The 3,596-nt window shown below is 69.8% G+C and carries 4 protein-coding genes; all 4 read right to left on the bottom strand.

The window, feature by feature from the left end; genetic code table 11:
* Window positions 1–407: 407 nt before the first annotated feature.
* The 4 genes from ACJA3G_RS33075 to ACJA3G_RS33060 all read right to left on the bottom strand — a co-directional run bounded on the left by ACJA3G_RS33075 (window position 408) and on the right by ACJA3G_RS33060 (window position 3,578).
* Window positions 408–1,652, bottom strand: coding sequence for a DivIVA domain-containing protein (locus ACJA3G_RS33075; protein ID WP_406556722.1), 1,245 nt, complete (start codon window positions 1,650–1,652; stop codon window positions 408–410).
* 55 nt (window positions 1,653–1,707) lie between these two features.
* A complete protein-coding gene (locus ACJA3G_RS33070; RefSeq protein ID WP_067158122.1) occupies window positions 1,708–1,998 on the bottom strand; it encodes a YggT family protein in 291 nt (96 codons plus the stop codon).
* Between the two features lie 70 nt (window positions 1,999–2,068).
* Window positions 2,069–2,686: a cell division protein SepF gene (locus tag ACJA3G_RS33065; RefSeq protein ID WP_406556721.1), complete on the bottom strand. Its 618-nt coding sequence runs from the start codon at window positions 2,684–2,686 to the stop codon at window positions 2,069–2,071.
* Window positions 2,687–2,828: 142 nt separating this feature from the next.
* Window positions 2,829–3,578 (bottom strand): YggS family pyridoxal phosphate-dependent enzyme, encoded by a 750-nt coding sequence (locus ACJA3G_RS33060; RefSeq protein ID WP_406556720.1) that lies wholly within the window; start codon window positions 3,576–3,578, stop codon window positions 2,829–2,831.
* Window positions 3,579–3,596 lie beyond the last annotated feature (18 nt).

Raw genomic sequence — 3,596 nt, 5'->3', positions numbered from 1 at the left:
CCCGAGCCCCCAGCGGCCCGTCTCCCCTGCCGGGGGGCGGGCCGCTTTGCCTTTCCCCCGCCCCACCCCTTCCCGAAAGCCTCCGGCGGGTGGGGTGGGGTGGGGGCAGGGTGAGGTGAGGTGAGCTGTCGGGTGCGGCTGAGTGGGGGTCGCTCGCGCAGTTCCCCGCGCCCCTAGGGGGTCCCCCGTCGCCGGGAAGGCCCGGCCCGGGCTTTCAGGGGCGCGGGGAACTGCGCGACCAGCCACCCACGGTCCGCAGACGAAGAAGGGCCCCGGGGCGCAGCCCAGCCCCCAGAGCTGGATCGGGCGTCCCGTAGGGCGCGAAAAGGGCCGGGCCCCCGGAAAAATCCGGGGGCCCGGCCCTCAGCCTGCCGAAGGCTACGCGTGTGTCACACGCGACCCGCCCGTCAGTTGTCGTCCTCGTCGATCAGGAAGCCCCGCATCGGAGAGGGAGCCTGCTGCATCGGCGACGGCCCCTGGGGCCGCACCGGCGCCATCGGCTGCGTCATCGCGGGCGACATCTGCTGCTGGCCGCCGTACGAGGGCGCGCCACCCATGGACGGCTGGCCGCCCATCGTGTGGCCCATCGAGCCCGCGCCGGCCGACGCCATCGACCCGCTCATCTGCGGAGCCGGCGGCAGCGACGCGGTCGCCGGGGTGCGCGGCGGGGCGAGCGAGTCGTCCGCCTGCGTCTCCAGCTGGCGCAGCTGCGACTCCAGGTAGGACTTCAGCCGCGTACGGTACTCGCGCTCGAAGCCACGCAGATCCTCGACCTTGCGCTCAAGGGTCGCGCGGGCGGACTCCAGCGAGCCCATCGCGACGCGGTGCTTCTCCTGCGCGTCCCGCTCCAGCGCGTCCGCCTTGGCGCGGGCGTCCCGCTCCAGGCCCTCGGCGCGGGACCGGGCCTCGCCGACGATCTTGTTGGCCTCGGAACGGGCCTCGGCGATCGCCTGGTCGGCGGTCTGCTGGGCCAGCGACAGGACACGCGCGGCGCTGTCGCCGCCGGGGCCCTGGCCGGGCTGCGACATCTGCGGACCGTGGCCGCCCATGGGGCCGCCCATCGGCTGGCCCATGGGGCCCTGGCCGAGCTGGTTCTGACCCATCGGACCCTGACCCATGGGGCCCTGCCCCATCGGACCCTGGCCCAGCTGGTTCTGACCCATCTGGTTCTGGCCCATCGGACCCTGGCCCATGGGGCCCTGGCCGAGCTGGTTCTGACCCATCGGGCCCTGGCCCATGGGGCCCTGGCCGTGCTGACCCTGGCCGTGCTGACCCTGGCCGTGCTGGCCCTGCGGGCCGTGTCCGCCCGGACCGGCAGGCAGCTGCGGGGCGCCGCTCGGAAGCTGCGGCGGGCCCATCTGCTGCTGCTGCTGAACCTGCGGAGGTCCGGATATGGCGGCGGGCACGGGTGCGCCGGGACCGCGCTGGTCCTGCGGCTCCGGCTTGCGCATACCCTGCTGCTGCTGGTTCTGCGCGGCGGCACGCGTCGCGGCGGCCAGCTTGGCGCGCAGGTCCTCGTTCTCGCGAAGCAGGCGGGTCAGTTCGGCTTCGACCTCGTCCAGGAAGGCATCGACCTCGTCCTCGTCGTAGCCTTCTCGGAGCCGGACGGTCGTGAACTGCTTGTTCCGCACGTCCTCAGGGGTCAGCGGCATCTCTTCTTCACCTCTACGTAGTCGTCGGCAGTCGGCAGGACCGTGTCGCTCACATCTATCTCCCCACGCTGGTGACGATGGAGATCAGGATGTACACGATGATCATCAGAACGAAGAAGGACAGGTCGAGTGCCACGCCCCCGAGACGCAGCGGCGGAATGAACCGCCGCAGAAGCTTGAGCGGTGGATCGGTGACAGTGTAGGTGGCCTCAAGAACGACCACCATCGCCTTGCCGGGTTCCCATGAACGTGCGAACTGCAAGACGTAGTCCATGACGAGCCGGAAGATCAGCACGATGAGGAAGCACATCAGCGCGATGTAGACCACATCCAGTGCGACGCCCATCCCGCGCTTCCCTCTCCCCTTGCTCTCTGTGCCCCCGGCCTCGTGGCCGGATCGTTCCCGGTGTCGTGTCTCAGCTCTGGTTGAAGAAACCGCCCTCTGCGATACGGGCCTTGTCCTCCGCCGTGACATCGACGTTAGCAGGCGACAACAGGAACACCTTCTGCGTCACCCGTTCAATGCTGCCGTGCAAACCAAACACAAGACCGGCGGCAAAGTCGACAAGTCGCTTCGCATCGGTGTCGTCCATCTCGGTGAGGTTCATGATCACAGGCGTGCCCTCGCGGAAGTGTTCCCCGATGGTACGGGCCTCGTTGTACGTCCGCGGGTGCAGCGTGGTGATGCGGTACGGCTCCCGCTCGGACACGACCTTGGGCATGATCACCGGTGCGTTCTTCTCCAGGCTCGGGCGTTCAGGTGTGATGGATGCCACGGGGGCGATTCGCGCCGGACGCCCCGATTCCGCGGGCATCACGGCTGCGTGGGAGACCGGTTCGCGGGGGGCGGGCGGCTGTACGACTCGTACCGGTTCGTCCCGTTCGACCTGATGCGGGGGCTGATGCCGCCGACGGTCCCGCTCGGGCTCCGGCTCGGGTTCGAACTCGTCATCGGGGTCGAACCCCGGGCCGTCGTACCCATCGTCCTCCACGAGACCGAGGTAGACCGCCATCTTGCGCATCGCGCCGGCCATGCTCCGATTCCTCCGCTCTGTGGTGGATCGCCCTTGTCGCCAATTGTCGCAGTGTCACCAAGTGCCCACGATCCACTAGGTCTGCCCACCGAAGAGTGGGAATGACCATATTTTCTGCTGTGGTCCGACTTGCTTCGCGACGTTACCCGAGCCGGGGTCGGACTCCGAGTACCGCCGTACCGACGCGTACATGTGTCGCTCCGGCCGCGACAGCCTCTTCCAGATCCCCACTCATCCCTGCTGACACCATGTTCGCAGCCGGATGAGCGCGGCGCAGGTCAGTCGACAAATCCATCAGCCGCTCGAACGCGGCACGTTCGCGGCCCGCGTACGCGCCGGTCAGCGGCGCCACGGTCATCAGACCGTCCAGCCGCAGACCGGGAGCGTCCGCCACGAGCCGGGCCAACTGCTCGATCCCGTCCGGGGCGACGCCACCCCGGTCGCCCCGCGCACCCGACTCCGCGTCCAGCGCGACCTGGATGAGGCACCCCACTTCCCGCTCCGCCTTCACGGCGGCGGCGGACAGGGCGGTGACCAGCCGGTCCCGGTCGACGGACTGCACCAGATCCGAGTAAGTCACCACGGAACGGACCTTGTTCGTCTGGAGCTGGCCCACGAAGTGCCAGCGCAGACCGGTCAGGTCCGCGCACTCGGCCGCCTTGGGCGCCGCGTCCTGGTCCCGGTTCTCGGCGACCTGACGCACCCCCAGCTCATGGAGGAGCCGGACGTCGTCGGCGGGGTAGGTCTTGGTGACCACGATGAGGGTCACGTCCTCCCGCTTGCGCCCGGCCGCCGAACAGGCTGCGGAGATACGTTCCTCCACCCGCGCCAGGTTCGCGGCGAGCTCCGCCTTGCGACCCGCCGGGTCCGCCGGGTCCGTCAGGTCCGTCATGCCCCGCTCCCCTCCCCC

Origin of the sequence: Streptomyces sp. YS-3, from assembly GCF_045257485.1 — a bacterium.
Lineage (GTDB): Bacteria > Actinomycetota > Actinomycetes > Streptomycetales > Streptomycetaceae > Streptomyces.
The sequence above is the reverse complement of the archived record's forward strand: the minus strand, read 5'-3'. Positions and strand labels throughout refer to the sequence as shown.